The organism is Scytonema sp. UIC 10036 (assembly GCF_009725235.1).
The window spans coordinates 1-13,975 of sequence record NZ_WJFC01000073.1 but is presented as its reverse complement, the minus strand read 5'-3'; the positions used below and the strand labels follow the sequence as shown (position 1 = coordinate 13,975).

The 13,975-nt window shown below is 41.4% G+C and carries 15 protein-coding genes; 6 read left to right on the top strand and 9 right to left on the bottom strand.

Annotation, left to right across the window (positions count from 1 at the left end):
* Positions 1 to 309: 309 nt before the first annotated feature.
* The 3 genes from F7734_RS66315 to F7734_RS29425 are packed head-to-tail and all read left to right on the top strand — an operon-like array spanning position 310 to position 4,007.
* Positions 310 to 2,007, top strand: coding sequence for a serine protease (locus tag F7734_RS66315; RefSeq protein ID WP_155748126.1), 1,698 nt, complete (start codon positions 310 to 312; stop codon positions 2,005 to 2,007).
* Positions 2,004 to 2,726: a hypothetical protein gene (locus F7734_RS29430; protein WP_155748125.1), complete on the top strand. Its 723-nt coding sequence runs from the start codon at positions 2,004 to 2,006 to the stop codon at positions 2,724 to 2,726. Before F7734_RS66315 ends, F7734_RS29430 begins: the two co-directional genes overlap by 4 nt.
* 3 nt (positions 2,727 to 2,729) lie before the next feature.
* Positions 2,730 to 4,007: a hypothetical protein gene (locus F7734_RS29425; RefSeq protein ID WP_155748124.1), complete on the top strand. Its 1,278-nt coding sequence runs from the start codon at positions 2,730 to 2,732 to the stop codon at positions 4,005 to 4,007.
* Between the two features lie 70 nt (positions 4,008 to 4,077).
* Here F7734_RS29425 and F7734_RS29420 read toward each other — a convergent pair whose 3' ends face one another.
* On the bottom strand, positions 4,078 to 4,305 hold the full coding sequence (locus F7734_RS29420; RefSeq protein WP_155748123.1) for a bromodomain-containing protein: 228 nt from the start codon (positions 4,303 to 4,305) through the stop codon (positions 4,078 to 4,080).
* Between the two features lie 107 nt (positions 4,306 to 4,412).
* Here F7734_RS29420 and F7734_RS29415 point away from each other — a divergent pair, with 107 nt between their 5' ends.
* Positions 4,413 to 5,018 (top strand): class I SAM-dependent methyltransferase, encoded by a 606-nt coding sequence (locus F7734_RS29415; RefSeq protein WP_155748122.1) that lies wholly within the window; start codon positions 4,413 to 4,415, stop codon positions 5,016 to 5,018.
* A gap of 78 nt (positions 5,019 to 5,096) precedes the next feature.
* Here F7734_RS29415 and purU read toward each other — a convergent pair whose 3' ends face one another.
* Positions 5,097 to 5,951, bottom strand: coding sequence for a formyltetrahydrofolate deformylase (purU, locus tag F7734_RS29410; RefSeq protein WP_155748121.1), 855 nt, complete (start codon positions 5,949 to 5,951; stop codon positions 5,097 to 5,099).
* Between the two features lie 237 nt (positions 5,952 to 6,188).
* Here purU and F7734_RS29405 point away from each other — a divergent pair, with 237 nt between their 5' ends.
* Positions 6,189 to 6,461, top strand: a complete 273-nt coding sequence (locus F7734_RS29405; RefSeq protein WP_155748120.1) for a hypothetical protein — start codon at positions 6,189 to 6,191, stop codon at positions 6,459 to 6,461.
* A 141-nt stretch (positions 6,462 to 6,602) separates the two neighbouring features.
* Here F7734_RS29405 and F7734_RS29400 read toward each other — a convergent pair whose 3' ends face one another.
* The 3 genes from F7734_RS29400 to F7734_RS29390 form a co-directional block, all read right to left on the bottom strand.
* The gene (locus tag F7734_RS29400) at positions 6,603 to 7,808 is read right to left on the bottom strand and encodes a site-2 protease family protein (RefSeq protein WP_155748119.1); all 1,206 of its coding nucleotides are present in this window, start codon (positions 7,806 to 7,808) and stop codon (positions 6,603 to 6,605) included.
* A gap of 299 nt (positions 7,809 to 8,107) precedes the next feature.
* The gene (gene psaK, locus F7734_RS29395; protein ID WP_166482233.1) at positions 8,108 to 8,386 is read right to left on the bottom strand and encodes a photosystem I reaction center subunit PsaK; all 279 of its coding nucleotides are present in this window, start codon (positions 8,384 to 8,386) and stop codon (positions 8,108 to 8,110) included.
* Between the two features lie 216 nt (positions 8,387 to 8,602).
* Positions 8,603 to 8,857, bottom strand: coding sequence for a photosystem I reaction center subunit PsaK (locus F7734_RS29390; RefSeq protein WP_155748118.1), 255 nt, complete (start codon positions 8,855 to 8,857; stop codon positions 8,603 to 8,605).
* A 196-nt stretch (positions 8,858 to 9,053) separates the two neighbouring features.
* Here F7734_RS29390 and F7734_RS29385 point away from each other — a divergent pair, with 196 nt between their 5' ends.
* Positions 9,054 to 9,683, top strand: coding sequence for a phosphoribosylanthranilate isomerase (locus tag F7734_RS29385; protein ID WP_155748117.1), 630 nt, complete (start codon positions 9,054 to 9,056; stop codon positions 9,681 to 9,683).
* A 96-nt stretch (positions 9,684 to 9,779) separates the two neighbouring features.
* Here the strand turns inward: F7734_RS29385 and folE are convergent, their stop codons facing one another.
* The 4 genes from folE to F7734_RS29365 form a co-directional block, all read right to left on the bottom strand.
* The gene (gene folE / locus F7734_RS29380) at positions 9,780 to 10,487 is read right to left on the bottom strand and encodes a GTP cyclohydrolase I FolE (RefSeq protein WP_155748162.1); all 708 of its coding nucleotides are present in this window, start codon (positions 10,485 to 10,487) and stop codon (positions 9,780 to 9,782) included.
* A gap of 203 nt (positions 10,488 to 10,690) precedes the next feature.
* Entirely contained in the window at positions 10,691 to 11,416 is a 726-nt protein-coding gene (locus tag F7734_RS29375; protein WP_155748116.1) for an SDR family oxidoreductase, read from the bottom strand.
* A gap of 387 nt (positions 11,417 to 11,803) precedes the next feature.
* Positions 11,804 to 12,784: an acetyl-CoA carboxylase carboxyltransferase subunit alpha gene (locus F7734_RS29370; RefSeq protein WP_155748115.1), complete on the bottom strand. Its 981-nt coding sequence runs from the start codon at positions 12,782 to 12,784 to the stop codon at positions 11,804 to 11,806.
* A 135-nt stretch (positions 12,785 to 12,919) separates the two neighbouring features.
* Positions 12,920 to 13,939, bottom strand: coding sequence for a long-chain acyl-[acyl-carrier-protein] reductase (locus tag F7734_RS29365; RefSeq protein WP_155748114.1), 1,020 nt, complete (start codon positions 13,937 to 13,939; stop codon positions 12,920 to 12,922).
* Positions 13,940 to 13,975 lie beyond the last annotated feature (36 nt).

Here is a 13,975-nt window from a genome sequence, read left to right as displayed (position 1 = left end):
AGTACAGACGAAATCGCTTGTTAAAATAAGGTTCTTGTTCGGGTATTTTACTCTTCTGGCTAACGCATTCATCAGATGCATCGTTCCCAGGCTCAGCCTGGGAATGCCTTAAGGGAGGCTCCGCCTCCTGTAAAGTGAGGGATAACACCCCTCATTCAAGACTCTGTATCCTTTTAAGAAGTCGGGGATCTGGTATACATTACAATTGTTTCAATCTTATGAAACATTATGAGTAAGAATTACGACAATATCAATATAGGACAATGAGTATCAAAATATTAAAAATTTATTAAATTATTTGGGTGAACTGTGCGAAAGAGTATAGTCATCAGCTTATTTATAACTTTATCTCTAGCTGTGTTTCCTCAGCTAGTCACGGCTCAATCTATAGATTTACTTTACCAGCAAGGCATTAGTGCTCAAAATGAAGGCAAGCACTCAGAAGCAGAGTCAGTTTGGCGTCAAGTGCTAGAACGTATCCCCAAAGATGCTACCGCATATTTTTATTTAGCCAAAGCACTGTCTTCTCAAAAAAAATTGGAAGAAGCAATTGCTGCTTACCGAAAAGCTATCCAACTCAATCCTAATGATGTTCGTGCTTACAACAACTTAGCGATGATTCTAACAGAAAACAAGAAGTTGGAAGAAGCGATCGCAGTGTACCGCAAAGCAATTCAAATCGACCCTCAGTTTGCTCCTACTTACAAAAATCTGGGTTTATTATTGTACGACCAGAAGAAAATAGATGAGGCGATCGCAGTTTTCCGTGAAGCACCTCCACCAAACCCCAAGAATACAGGCGATCCCAGCAACGTAGGAAACTCGCTAACAGATCGAAAAAAACTTGATGCCGTAGCTTACAAAAATCTTGGCAATGCGCTCTTTGACCAGAAAAAACTCGATGAGGCAGTAGCTGCCTATAACAAAGCCATCCAACTCAACCCCAACGATGCCGTAGCTTACAACAATCTCGGCAATGCGCTCTCTGACCAGAAAAAACTCGATGAGGCAGTAGCTGCCTATAACAAAGCCATCCAACTCAACCCCAACTATGCTGGTGCTTACAACAATCTCGGCATTGCGCTATCTGACCAGAAAAAATTGGATGAGGCAATAGCTGCTTACCAAAAAGCACTAAAGTTGCCGGAAAATAAATCTGGAACTACAGCTAGCGCTCATACTTTAGCTCGCAATAATTTAGGCTTAGCATTCCAAGAACAAGGCAAATTAAAAGAAGCGATCGCAGAATATAAGCAAGCTATTGCCCTCGATCCCAATTATGTTTACGCCAGAAACAATCTGAATGAAGCACAGCGGTTATTAACTGTAGGAAGCAACACTCAAGTTGAAACAGCAGATGATAGAGCATGGTTACCAAAGAATGAGCCATCTCTACTGATTTTACGTCCTGTGGTATTTGTGACGGCTGAGTTTAATACCCGCGAGAGACTAGGTGTTGAAAACGGTACAGGTATAGTCATTAAGCGAGAAGGCGATCGAGCATTTATTATTACCAATCGCCATGTCATTTTTGATAAAGATTCTGGTCAAGAAGGTAAAAATATTAAAGTTGAATTTTACAGTCAACCACCTTCTGGTAAAGTCAGAATGCGGCGAAGTGCCAAGCTTTTGAAAATGACTGAACCAAACGATCCCGTTGATTTGGCAGTTTTGGAAATCACAGGTAACTTACCAGAGGATATTCAGCCCTTGTCAACTTCTGTAGACCCCATCCATCGAGGAATGCCCATCCGTGCTATTGGTCATCCTTATGATGAGTTTCCTTGGGCGCTGCACACAGGAGAAATTACTAGTTATCATAGCGAGAAAATTTTAATATCCAAGATTCCAATTAAACAAGGATATTCTGGTGGTCCTGTCATCAACTCAAAAAATAATCAGCTTGTGGGCATGATTGTTGAACGTGACTCCAGTGGAGAAACTTTTGCTCATCCTATTTCTGTCATTAAAGAAAAACTACGTACATTAGGTTTACAAGCACTATGAACTACAAAGTTTTTTTGACAAGCCTATTATTCTTTCTAAATCTTAGCCATTTTCCTGCTCGAGCTTCTTGTCCTGAAGGCAATCCTCGCTCTACAGAGTATATTCGTCGCAACCAACCCACCCGTTGCGAAGGGATTCGGAGGGAACCCATTAGTGGGAACAGCCTGCGTTTGATTTCCATTGCTATCCGAAATATTTCCAGTTATGGCGAAACTTTGAGTTTGCAAATTCCCCGCATTAATGGCGGTAGCAACCCACAAATTAAGGTACAATCCTTAGACAAGAATTACCAATTAGATAACCCTTCCCTGTCTGCTGATGCTTCTGGCTTTAAATTTATTTGGGATACTTACGTCCTTAAAAGAGAGAACGTACCCGTAGATAGTCTCCGTGCTCTAGCATATTTTCTATCAGGTTCTCAACCAATACACATTCCAGTGATTTTAGGAAACTCTTCTGGAATATATGAATTTGTTTTCTATACCCCCAGTCGGGCAAAGTTTTCTACCTTTGAAATCTTACGAGAGGGAAAACAAGTTTATAGCAGTCCTCGTAATAATTTCCGTAGCGGTGAAATTGCCTTTACCTGGGATGGGAGTAAAGCTCCTGCTGGACGCTACGAAATCCACTTTATTGCTAATATCGAGCCAATAAATCAACCCGCGCAGTCGTTAGAGCGGAGATTGGTTTTTGAACACAATCCAAACTGGCTGAAATAGATTATGGCACATCGACCACCAAAGACTAAGCAAAAACTTCTACCTTTCTCGATTTGGGTATTGCGGGGAATTTGGAAAGTTATAACTACTCTGATGGCGTGGGTAGTGTCGGCTGTAAGAACTATTTCAGCATTGGCTGTTAGCAAAGGAAGCCAGCTAGGAAATTATTTAGTTGCTCAAAAAGTAGTTCTTTTTGCTTTATTTCTCGTTGTGGTTTTCGGTCTTCTTTGCCTTGCTGCCATTATTCCAAGAACTCACGTATTTGAAGGTAACCTGACTGTAGAAGAGCTTAGTTTTACGTATAATGGAGGACAAGACAAACTCTTGCTTAATCCAATAAGAGGTATACAATATCTTGACATTGAGGGAATCATTAATAATGAAGTCACTCTTACGGGAAAATTTCAGAATTCTTCTTTTTCAGAACTTAATAATTCTAATAAACCCTTAAAGATTCAACTTAAAAATGATGACAGTAAATTAGTTATAAAACCTATAGTCAGCAAAAAGAGCAGTCAAATAGACATTGAAGAATTACGTATTTTACCAAATACGCAAGTATCTAATTTAAGATATAAGTTTTTAGAAAAGCAACATATACTCAATTTTAATTTAGAACAAAACTCCAATCAAACACAATCAAATGTGTTAAAAATTTATTTAGGAGAAACCCCTATTAAAGTGAGTTTAGAAAATTACGATATTTCTGGAATCAATGCTAGTAAGTTAGATAAGCAACAACCTTTAGAATTTATCTTGACTCCACAAGGTCAAGAATTAAATTTAGAAATTAAGAAAAAAAATCAGATTGATTTGAGTATAGAGCAATCTTCTCGCAACGATCCCAACCAATGGTTTCAGGAGAAGATTGACACTAAAGATGTGTATTTTCAACGTAGAAATAGAACTGGTGTCGTCAGTGATGATGTCACGGTTTCTACAATAGTGGAAGGTAAAATCCGCATGGTAGAGCAGGAACGAGAAATTAAAGCCAATCAGTTTCTCATGGGGGAGGAACCCGATCTACCTCTAGATATACAACGCATACGTAATTTGCGAATCGAACCCAAGAAGGGTATAGAAGTTCGGATTTCTGGGAAAACTAAACAAATTCAAATCGGCTTAGATAAAGATTTTCCAGTTTCTCGCATTCAAGGGAGTTGGTTGGACGGTATTTTACCTCGTGATGCTATTGTTGCGTTGTTCTCTTTTGGTGCTGCTACGCTGACTTATCTTTTGGGTTTTTTAATTGAAAATTCTTCTAAATCAGATTCAAAGTAGCCGTCATCTACTTTCGTACACCAGAAGAAATGAAAATTTTTCTTCCCCCTACTCCCTTTTTCGTTAATATCTACAACAAGTCGCTCTCATCGCTTTCAGCAGGAGCAGCATGAGGGAGTATAGAGCGATCTTGATCCATCGTTTTTAAAGGGACACCAAGACGTTTGCGAGCATCTTGCTCTGCCATTTGCCAATCTTTTTTGCTCTTGAATTGTCCTTTGTCTAAGAGTGAGTCGCTGGTTGCTGCTCGATCGCGGCTTGGTTTATGACCATCTTTCCATCTATATTTAAAGTCCATAAACTAATGGTGCCTCAATGACAAAGTTTCAATTAATCTAATAAATAGACTGACTTACCTACCTCTGGCTTAAGGTATGTTTGAGGTTATACCCTGCATTAGAACTTATGACTCAACAACGAGACTTTCCTGACTGGGACAAATTATATCGGGAAGAGCGGGTGGAATCTTTGCCCTGGTTCAACCCCACTCTCGATGGCGATCTTGACGAAGCGTTAACAAAGCTAAACATTTCTACAGGAATGGCTTTGGATCTTGGCACAGGTCCGGGGACTCAAGCAATAATATTAGCGGAACGTGGCTACAAGGTCACTGCTACGGATATTTCAGCTACAGCCATCAATCAGGCTCGGGTTGCTGCTGGAGAAAAGGGCTTAGATATTGCGTTTAGACAAGATGATATTCTTAATAGCAATCTTTCTCTTGAATTTGATTTTGTCTTTGACAGGGGCTGTTTTCACGTGCTTCCTCCAAATCGAAGACAAGACTATGTTTTGGCTGTACATAGTTTAATTAAACACAAAGGTTATTTGTTTTTAAAATGCTTTAGTCATTTAGAAAAAGGAGAATCCGGTCCTTATCGATTTACTCCTAAAGAAATTGGAGATATTTTTATCAATGGTTTCAATGTTGTGTCTGTAAAAGAAACTGTCTATCAAGGTACTTTAGATCGGCTTCCACAAGCATTGTTCTGTATTTTGGAAAAGCAATAGACTTTTTGTGAAATTTGGGACTTGAGTGATATGAAACCGCAGACAAACGCAGACGAACGCGGATGTTTATAACAGGGTTTACTCAAATACAACTGTCCGATTGCCATAAACTAAGACGCGATTTTGTAAATGCGATCGCACTGCCCTAGCTAGCACAATTCTCTCTAAATCTTTGCCTTTTCTAATTAAATCTTCTACTTCATCTCGATGACTGACGCGGACAACATCTTGTTCGATAATTGGTCCTGCGTCTAGATCTGCGGTAACGTAGTGTGCTGTGGCTCCAATAATTTTGACACCTCTTTCAAAAGCTTTATGATAGGGATTTGCACCAACAAAAGCTGGCAAAAAGGAGTGATGAATATTAATTACGTGGGGAAATTGAACAATAAATTCTTGGCTCAGAATTTGCATATATTTTGCCAAGACAACCAGGTCTATTTTATACTGTTGCAGCAGTTCTAGCTGTTTGGCTTCCTGTTCTTGTTTATTCTCCTTATTAATTGGGATGTAGTGATAGTCTATGTTAAACTGCTTGGCAACATCTTTTAAGTTGGAATGATTGCTAAGAATCAGCGGAATTTCAGCAGTAAACTCTTTTGCCCGTTGTCGCCATATCAAATCAAACAGGCAATGGTCTTGTTTGCTCACCCAAATGGCAATGCGAGGAACAGTATCAGAAAAGTGGAGTTCCCATTTAGCTTCTAAAGGTTGGGCTATGGCGTTAAACGCTGGAGCAATTAGGTCACGAGGCAAATTAAATCCCTCTAACTGCCATTCAATGCGGGTGAGAAATAATCCAGCTGCAAAATCTGTGTGTTGATCTGCGTGGATTATATTACCACCATAGGTGTAGATGAAGTTGGCGATTTTCGCCACCAGTCCCCGTTGGTCGGGGCAGGATATAAGCAATGTTGCTGTGGGTGTATTCATGATAACTCATGCTACGACATAATTAAGGTTGTAAGCAAGAGAAAAGGATAACCTCAGAAGTTCAAATGTGTTGTGTAGGTTGGGTTGAGGAACGAAACCCAACAAATCGATTCATTTATAAATCATCTCTAAGTATTTTTAAGGTTTCTTAATTAATTGCTCAGAAGATAATATTTATATTGCGTACTTGTAAAACAACAGGATTGCTGCTCTCGTCTTCCTTATATTAAAACTCTTATGATGTCAACTGTTCCTCTTTATGTAGCTCTCATATTTTACTTCACGATGGCTTTTTCTTTCTTCCAAAAATGGCTGAATTTTTTCATTGCCGACGCAGAAATGACTTCTGATGACAGGATGTTCTCTATAATTATTTTGGTTATAGCTACTGTTTTTTGGCCAATCGTAGTACCTTTTGCATATCTAGAAGTATTAAAGTTTCATCAAAAGCATAAGGAAGTTATTAATTCATTGCTGACTTCTTCACCATCTAGCTTGCAGGATAAGTAGATTGGATTTCAATACTACGTAGGTTTTGGGAAATAGTAGGTTGAGTTGAGCACAAGCAAAACCCAAAAAATGCTGATAAATGTTGGGTTTCGTTCCTCAACCCAACCTACGTAATTTCGTATAAGTACCAACCACTAACCACTAACCAATGTCAGACTTTGTGGATTTGGCGATAATGCCCAATTGGAAACCAGGAGGAAAGCTGCCTTCCTCTTTGATGCGCTTAATCTCGGCTTCTGTTACTCGCAAATTTAACTTTTCAGCTAAAGCCCGGACAAGATCTCCTCTATCAATGACGCCAGAGACAGCACCTGCGGGAGAAAGTACGGTAATGCGCTGTAACTGTTCATTTTCTAGCTTGTTAATGACATCAACGATAGAAGTTAACTCGGTAACGCTGGGAATTTCTGTCAGAGGATGCACTATGCTTTGCACGGTTAGGGTTTCCCATTGGCTTCTTTCTACCAAACGCAAATCCTCTATGGAAACCATACCACGGTAGCGTCCATCCGATTCAGCATAATAAACTTCTGAAGGGTTGCCATCTAACAAGTAGGCATCGGCAAAGGAACGTAACGTTTGGTTGGCGTCTACAACACGAAAGTCACGTGTCATGGCATTGGATGCTACCAAACTCAGTAAAGTTTCTTGTAAAATAGTAACGCGATCGTAACTGCTGGCGTTGCGGATGCCAAACCAACCAAGTAGGGCTATCCACAAACCAGTGACTAACTCTCCTGTAAAATAATCAACTGCCATGCCAAGAGCGATCGCACCATATCCTAAAATTTGTCCTGCTCTTGCTGCTAACTTCACAGCTTGAAAGCGATTGCCTGTTGCTTTCCACAGTGCGGCTTTCAACACTTGTCCCCCGTCTAAGGGCAAACCCGGAATGAGGTTGAACAGTGCTAGAACTAGATTGATTCTTGATAGATCCCCAATCATCACGCTAGCAGGGCTATTTTCTGGCAAAACAGTTACCAACAATCTTAAGAGAAAAAATAACCCAACACTGACTACAGGTCCGGCAATTGCCACTTGGAATGCTTTTCCTGGGGTTTTGGATTCTTCTTCGATAGCAGCAATTCCACCGAATAAAAACAAGGTGATGGAATTGACTTTTATACCTTGCGATCGCGCTACTAAACTATGACCCAATTCATGAAGCAAAACTGAACCAAATAACAGTAGAGCCATGGCAATTCCAGCACTCCAAGCTAGAACAGGACCCCATCTTTGGTACGCTACCCCAAAGTTAAGGGTTGCCAACCCCAATATGACAAACCATAAAGGGTCTAAAAACAGTGGAATTCCAAATAAAGACCCGATTTTCCAATTTGTTTGCATTATATTTTCCCAAAATCTAGACGTTTACAGCTAAGCGAAAACATATATGACGTGTAAGTGTTTTTACTTATATAGTTTGAATGCACCAATGATTCCAGACTGAAATTGGAAAAATCAGCAATTGAACTTTTGTGATGCTCTACTTCTAGAATAAACAATTACTGCTAGCGAGCAAATCTCAAATAAGGTTGAACGTCTTAAGAATTAAAACAAAAGGTGGTAGGTCTTCTTATCTCCCGGATTAATCCGCAAGTTAAAAGACCTACCAACTTTTTAAGGATTATTCAAGTTGTGAAAATCTAAATACGACCTAGATTGGTCAAGCCCAAAACTGCACCAACACCAATCAGGTGACCTGTACTCAATGCTGCGAGGAACGTACCAACACTGGGATTATTAAACAAGGAAGGGAAGGGAAGGGGCATTTTGGTTCCAACGTGAGGATAGCGAACCACTCTGGGAATAATCAACAGAGCTAATAGACTGCTAATAACAATAATTATCGTTCCACTAAAGTTCAAACCAACACCAGTGTTGGGAGTTGTAGATTGAACAGCGAATAACAAAGATGAAATCACTACTCGTCCTCCGGCAAAATGTAAACTTCCTGGTGTAGAGGCGCAATACAACTTTGCTCCATGATGAAACTCAAGTAGCCCATATAAAGGCGTCTCTACAACCTTTGTTTATGCTCCTTCTGAGGACACAATCAATCTTCTCTCTAGGGAGAGGAATTAATCTCCCCCCCTAGTTAGAGCAAAATAGCTACCAGTATTTAACCTGCAAGCTCTCTGTTAAATAGCGCCAATGTTGGTCAAACCCAATACGATGCCAACCCCGACAATATGACCAAAACACATAGCACCGATGAATGCGGGAATACTTAGGGGCAATACAGGCAACTTCAAACCAACTTGAGGCTTTTCAATCCTCGTTGCTAGTAAAACAGATACTAAACAGCTGACGCTGATAATTGCTGCCACAGTAGTATTGATTTCCGGTGTTGCGGGAACTGTTGCGGCGGCTGCTAGTAAAGTTAATAGAGTCAAGCGTTTTCTCCTTCAGACAACGAACAAGCATATCGGCTAACACCATTGGCAAGAGACCGTAGTTTATCGCTCATGGTTAGATAGCGATCGCTTTTTATGTAAACCACAAAAATTATAAAATCATAATAGGGAAAAACTATAATTTTTTTATACAATTCTCTATTTGTATAAATCAATACTAAACTTGGAAAGTGCTATGCGAATTAAGATTTGTGGAATTACACAACCACAACAAGGCAAAATAATTGCCTCTTTGGGTGCTACAGCATTGGGATTTATGTGTGTCCCATCATCACCCCGCTATGTTACAGTTGAGCAAATTCGGTCTGTCGTAGAACAACTACCGGAAAAAATAGATAAGATAGGAGTTTTTGCCAACGCCACCCTGGAAGAAATAAAGCAGACAGTCATAGATTCTGGGTTAACTGGCGTTCAACTGCATGGAGATGAATCTCCAGAATTTGCTTTACAGTTCCGCGAATTTTTGCCCGATGTAGAGATTTTAAAAGCTTTGAGAATACGCGGTCATGAAGACCTAGACAAAGTATCTTATTATATAAACTACGTAGATGCCGTACTATTAGACGCGTACCATCCGCAACAACTAGGTGGTACGGGTAAAACTTTAGATTGGGCGATGTTAGAGCAATTTAGTCCTGGTTGTCCTTGGTTTTTAGCAGGGGGATTAAATCCAGACAACATTCTGGAAGCTTTAAATCAAGTTCATCCTGACGGCATTGACCTCTCCAGTGGCGTAGAGCATGCCCCTGGGGATAAAGATTTAGACAAAGTAGCAAAGTTGTTTGAAAAACTGAAAAGTAGTTAGTGGATAGTGGATAGTTGTTAGTTGTTAGTTGTTGGTTTTTCTACTAACCACTAACCACTAACCACTATCCACTATCTACTATCCACTAACCACTAACTAAAAAAACGATGCTTGATGGCGAATCAGATTGAAATACTCTTCACGAGTTTTCTGTTCTTCTTGAAACACACCTAGCAACGCACTTGTGACAGTCCAAGAGCCTGGTTTTTGTACGCCCCGCATGACCATGCACATATGAGAAGCTTCAATCACAACAGCCACTCCTTGGGGTTCTAGAATCTGCTGAACTGCTTCGGCAATTTGGCGAGTTAGCCTTTCCTGAACCTGGAGACGACGGGAATACATCTCAACAATACGGGCAAGTTTACTCAGTCCCACGACTTTCTGGTTGGGAATGTAGGCAACGTGTGCTCTTCCCATAAACGGTAGCATATGGTGTTCGCACAGACTAAATAAATTGATATCGCGTACAAGTACCATCTCGTTGTGACCTTCGTCAAAGATAGCGCCGTTTACGAGGTCTTCTAAAGATTGGTTGTAACCGCTTGTCAGAAATCGCATTGCCTCTGCTACTCGCTTGGGTGTTTTCAGCAACCCCTCACGTTCTGGATCTTCCCCAACACCCACCAGTAAAGTTCTCACGGCTTCCATCATCTGCTCCATCTGCTCCTCTGTTTGGGGATGCAAATCAGGTTCCCGCCCATTGTGAGTGTTGCGATCGGGTCTTGGGGTAATGGATTCCGTTAAATCAGGAATAAGAGGAGATTGGGCGCGATCGATACCGTTGGAACGAGCAATAGTCATGATGTCACAGTCTGTGTAAAGGTTTGAAAGTTGGTCAAGTGTCATTGGTCAAAAGGTCATTGGTCATTAGTCATTGGTCAAAAGGTTATTGGTCAAGTGTCGTTGGTCAAGTGTCATTGGTTACTCATATTTATTACAAATGACCAATGACAAACGACAAACGACAAATGACAAACGACAAATGACTAATTACAAATGACTAATTACAAAACACCAGCACTAGGCATAAGAATTAATTCGTCAATGACTGCTTGCTGTGGTAGCAAGGCAGTATGAAGAATTGATTGAGCAACAATTTCCGGGGTTAACATTTTTGAGCGGTCAAAGTCAGCATTGACGGTTTTTGTATCCCATAGTTCTGTGTTGACTGCACCGGGATGGATCGCAGTCACGCGAATACCACGGGCGCGTTCTTCTTGTGCCAGAGTTTGGGAAAGAGCTATCAAACCTGCTTTGCTGACACTGTAAGCACCCCAATTGGCAAATGCTTGCTTGCCAGCTATTGAAGAAACGTTGATAATTGTGCCTGTGCCACGAGCTCGCATTCCTGGTAAAACTCCCATAATACACTGGAAGACGCTGGTTAAATTTAAATCTAAAACCAGATTCCAGTCAGATAGAGAGGTTTCACTCAGAGAGCCTGTGTAACCTATACCAGCACAATTTACCAAGATATCTACATCCCCAAAATCACTAGCTATTTCCTGCATCTTTTGTTGCACTAGAGAGACACAAGACAAATCCAACGGATATGCTTTTGCTTCTACTCCTGCGTGCTTTGCAGCTTGACAGACCGTTGCTAACTTCTCTATGGAACGGCTCACTAGGGCTACATCCATACCTGCTCGTGCAAACGCCAAAGCAGTTTCTCTGCCAATGCCACTGCTTGCCCCAGTAATCAAAGCACGTCTTTTATGCTCAACACTCATGCTGTCTCCCCACTTTGTTGCGGTTACTCAACCGCATTGCCATCTAGATTCTGAAATTTTTTCGACTCAAATAAATTAAACAAAGCTAAAAATCCACTGAATTTCTTATGGTAGCTGCTAGACTCCATATATCTCAATCCTGTCTGTGTCTGGCGTTTTCTGAGTAACGACAGCAAACTTTCGCATAGAAAACGCTATCTCACCCCGGTAGTTAACTGTTAGCCCATAGCCAAGAGTCTAACGCCAAAAGTGTGTTTGCTATTGCCGCTGACTATCGACTATCGACTAAAAATGTAAATGCCTGTGGCTTAAAGGATTGTTAAAAATCTTTAAGTACCACAGGCAATTATAGCATTGCTGCTAAGTTAGTAAATAACCTCAGCCCTGTCAGTGAGCAAGTTCAGTGAAAACACCAATCTTGCGAAACTTTTCGTAACGCAATTGGCGTCGTTCTTGAGGTGTAAAGCGGTTGAGTTCCTCCAAGTTGTTTAACAAAGCTTGTTTGAGTGTATTGGCAGCTTGTAAAGGATCGGAATGAGCGCCACTCACAGGTTCGGGCAAGATTTGGTCGATAATTCCCAAGTTCTTGAGGTCGTGAGAAATAATTTTTAAGGCAACTGCTGCTTGGGGTGCTTTACTGGCATCTTTCCATAAAATGGCAGCGCAAGCCTCAGGGGTAGCAACAGTATAAACGGAATGTTCAAACATTAAGAGGCGATCGCCTACACCGATACCCAACGCACCACCAGAACCGCCTTCACCAATGACAGTGCAAATAATGGGGACATCAAAGCAAAACATCTCCCGTAAATTGTAAGCGATCGCTTCTCCTTGACCTTGATGTTCGGCTTCAATTCCTGCCCAAGCCCCTGGCGTGTCGATAAAAGTTAAAATCGGCATACCAAACTTATTGGCGTGTTCCATTAACCGCAGCGCTTTGCGATAGCCACCAGGGGATGCCATACCAAAATTACGGGCAACATTATCCTTCGTATCGCGACCTTTCTGATGACCCAACATAACGACAGGTTTTCCACCCAAACGTCCCACACCACCGACTAATGCAGGATCGTCAGAACCACAGCGATCGCCATGCAACTCCATCCATTCATCACTAATAGACTGGATGTAATCGAGAGTACTGGGGCGACGTGGGTGACGAGCGACTTGCAGTCGCTGTGACGGCGACAGACTACTGAATATTTCTTCCCGCAGTTGCATGGCACGTGCTTCTAGTTGACGAATTTGACTGGTGACATCGACGCCATTTTCTTCCGCTAGTTGCCGAATTTGGTCGATTCTAGTAGCTAGTTCGGCTAACGGCTTTTCAAAATCTAACAGTAGCTGTTTACGCTCAGTAGTTGCCATTTTCAGATATTTGTTAGTAGTTGGTGGTTGGTGGTTAGTGGTTGGTGGTTGGTGGTTGGTGGTTGGTGGTTAGTAGTTAGTAGTTAGTAGAAATTTTTAGCAACTAACAACTAACAACTAACAACTAACGATGAACTAAACAAGCAATGGTCTAAATCCGTGTTTTACCGACACCTGACCTATGTGCTCCATTTTCTCTACGGTAATCCGATTTCGCCCCCAAGAGAAGTTAGTGTATAACTTCTCAAATTCCAACAACATGGATTCGGCAAAACAAGCAAACAATTGACGTGCAGGCACTTCCATATTAACAATTTGCATGATTTTCCAGTCAATATCAAGAGAGTGCTCGACAATGCCCCCATTGAGGACATACACATCAGGATGCAGAATCTTACTTGCGAGATTTTTTGGATAACCGCCATCAATGAGCAGACAAGGTTGCTTCAGAACAGTGGCGTCAATTTCCACGCCTTTGGGCATACTGGCAACCCAAACAACAATATCGGCTTGCGGCAATGCTTCTTCCAGGGACACGATTTTTCCACGACCCAGTTCTGCTTGTAGGTTTTGCAATCTCTCGCGATCGCGAGCAATTAGCAGCAGTTCTCGGACATCTGTTTTTTGATCTAACCACCGACAGACAGCACTGCCAATGTCTCCTGTCGCCCCACAAACAGCAACAGTCGCCTTCGATAATTCAATTCCCAAGCGTACTGATGCTTGTTCTACTTGTCGGCAAATAATGTAAGCTGTGTGAGTATTGCCCGTAGTGAAACGTTCAAACTCCAATTTAATGTTGCGGACCTGTCTAAATTGCTCTAAGTTAAAGTTTTCAAAAATAATTGAGGAAAACCCGCCTAAAGCTGTGATGTTTATGCCGTGCTTTTGAGCGTGAGCCATAGCATTGAGGATTTTGCGTGTCGCTGCCTTGATTCGCCGCGACGCCAGCATCTCTGGCAAAAAACAGGATTCTACATACCGCCCTTCAATTTTTTGACCGGTAACACTAGTAACAGTGATATTATCAACGATTTGGGGCGGAGCACTGCACCAAAAATCTAAATCTTGCTCCGCGTACTCAGGGTAGCCTAAGTGTCTAGCTACCGCTTGCGCGTGTTCCAAACTGGTAAGGTGTCCGATTAGACCAAACATGAACTATTTTGTTAAGCGTATCCTTTGTATAGGGGG

Excerpts from the sequence above, each read along its gene's own strand:
- F7734_RS29430 (WP_155748125.1), top strand. The coding sequence starts at position 2,004 with ATGAACTACAAAGTTTTTTTGACAAGCCTATTATTCTTTCTAAATCTT.
- F7734_RS29425 (WP_155748124.1), top strand. The coding sequence starts at position 2,730 with ATGGCACATCGACCACCAAAGACTAAGCAAAAACTTCTACCTTTCTCG.
- F7734_RS29420 (WP_155748123.1), bottom strand. The coding sequence starts at position 4,305 with ATGGACTTTAAATATAGATGGAAAGATGGTCATAAACCAAGCCGCGAT.
- F7734_RS29415 (WP_155748122.1), top strand. The coding sequence starts at position 4,413 with ATGACTCAACAACGAGACTTTCCTGACTGGGACAAATTATATCGGGAA.
- purU (WP_155748121.1), bottom strand. The coding sequence starts at position 5,951 with ATGAATACACCCACAGCAACATTGCTTATATCCTGCCCCGACCAACGG.
- F7734_RS29405 (WP_155748120.1), top strand. The coding sequence starts at position 6,189 with ATGATGTCAACTGTTCCTCTTTATGTAGCTCTCATATTTTACTTCACG.
- F7734_RS29400 (WP_155748119.1), bottom strand. The coding sequence starts at position 7,808 with ATGCAAACAAATTGGAAAATCGGGTCTTTATTTGGAATTCCACTGTTT.
- F7734_RS29385 (WP_155748117.1), top strand. The coding sequence starts at position 9,054 with ATGCGAATTAAGATTTGTGGAATTACACAACCACAACAAGGCAAAATA.
- folE (WP_155748162.1), bottom strand. The coding sequence starts at position 10,487 with ATGACTATTGCTCGTTCCAACGGTATCGATCGCGCCCAATCTCCTCTT.
- F7734_RS29375 (WP_155748116.1), bottom strand. The coding sequence starts at position 11,416 with ATGAGTGTTGAGCATAAAAGACGTGCTTTGATTACTGGGGCAAGCAGT.
- F7734_RS29370 (WP_155748115.1), bottom strand. The coding sequence starts at position 12,784 with ATGGCAACTACTGAGCGTAAACAGCTACTGTTAGATTTTGAAAAGCCG.
- F7734_RS29365 (WP_155748114.1), bottom strand. The coding sequence starts at position 13,939 with ATGTTTGGTCTAATCGGACACCTTACCAGTTTGGAACACGCGCAAGCG.